General features: G+C 66.9%; 2 protein-coding genes. Both read right to left on the bottom strand.

What is annotated here, in order from left to right; all coding sequences use genetic code 11:
• On the bottom strand, positions 1-446 hold a 446-nt coding region (locus ACSFA3_RS23290; protein ID WP_435507807.1), incomplete at its 3' end, for an ATP-binding cassette domain-containing protein.
• Entirely contained in the window at positions 443-1,402 is a 960-nt protein-coding gene (locus tag ACSFA3_RS23295) for a branched-chain amino acid ABC transporter permease (RefSeq protein WP_435470769.1), read from the bottom strand. The genes ACSFA3_RS23295 and ACSFA3_RS23290, both read right to left, overlap by 4 nt.
• Positions 1,403-1,409 lie beyond the last annotated feature (7 nt).

Genomic DNA, 1,409 nt, shown 5'->3' on the forward strand with positions numbered 1-1,409 from the left:
TCGCTGGCCGGCGTGTTGGCCAGCCGCTCGAGCCCGACGCGCTGCAGCACCTCGTCCACCGTCTGCGTGCAGGCCAGTTCGCCGACCGGCGCGCGCCAGCAGTTCATAGCCTGGCGCGGCGAAACGCCCTGCGCCGCCACGCGCAGGTTCTCGCGCACCGAAAGGCTCAGGAACAGCGCGGTGACCTGGAACGAACGCGCCATGCCGCGCTGCACGCGCCGGTGGTCGGGCTCGCGCGTGACGTCGTGGCCGTCGAACAGAATGCGTCCGCCCGTGGTCGTGCAGGTACTCGTGAGCAAGTGGAACAGCGTGGTCTTGACCGCGCCATTGGGGCCGATCACCGAGTGCACGGTGTTGCGCTTGATCTTCAGGTCGACCCCACCGAGCGCGGCAAACTTGCCGTAGTGCTTGGTGACGCCAATGGCTTCGATGAGAACGTCGCTCATGCCTTCTCTCCTTGCGCGGCGGGCGCATTTGGAGCCGGTGGCGTCCGCCGGAAGATGCGTTTCCAGATGCCCTCGCCCAGCCCCCAGAGCCCGCGCTGCATGCCGATGCTCACGCCGATCAGCAAGAGGCCCAGCAGCAGCAGCCAGCGCGGCCACAGCGTCGAAAGCCAGTCGGCCAGCAGCACATAGAAGGCCGAGCCCAGCACCGAGGCGAACAGGTTGCCGGTGCCGCCGATCACGGTAATGACCAGGATCATCTCGCTCGTGTGGTACTCGGCGTTCGACAGCGGCGCGATGCCAGTCATCATGGCGTGCAGCCCGCCCGCCAGGCCGGTAATGGCGCCCGAGATCACGAAGGCCAGCAGCTTGAAGCGCTTGAGGTCGTAGCCCACGGCGGCGGCCCGGTCCTCGTTGTCGCGGATGGCGAGCAGCGTGCGCCCGAAGATCGAGTCGGTCACGCGCAGCAGCAGGCCGAAAGCGATCAGGAAGATCACCGCGACGAAGGCGTAGTACTTCCATGGCGTGTCCATGAAGCCGGGGCGCGGTACGTCGAGCAGGCCGTTGTCGCCGCCCGTGAGGTCGGTCGCGGTGTAGGCGATGAAATAGAACATCTGCGCGAAGGCCAGCGTGAGCATCACGAAATAGGTGCCGCGCTGGCGGATGGCAACCCAGCCGACCACCGCCGCGCCAATCGCACCCATGGCCATGGCCGCGAGCAATGCAAGCGGCATGGGCAGGTGCAGGCGCGTGAGCAAGATGGCGATGGTGTAGCTGCCCAGCCCGAAGAAGATGCCCTGCCCGAAAGACAGCAGCCCCGTGTAGCCCAGCAGCAGGTTGCAGCCCAGCGCGGCCAGCGCGTAGATGAGCACCTCGCTCGCGAGCGAGCCCGAGCTCAGCACCAGCGGCAGGCCCAGCGCAGCGATCAGCGCCAGAAGGAATGTGATTTTTCTCGGCATGGCTTGT

The organism is Variovorax glucosi (assembly GCF_051216695.1).
GTDB lineage: Bacteria > Pseudomonadota > Gammaproteobacteria > Burkholderiales > Burkholderiaceae_C > Variovorax.

What these genes read in the sequence shown, in the direction of transcription:
- ACSFA3_RS23295 (WP_435470769.1), bottom strand. Translation starts at nt 1,402, where the DNA reads ATGCCGAGAAAAATCACATTCCTTCTGGCGCTGATCGCTGCGCTGGGC.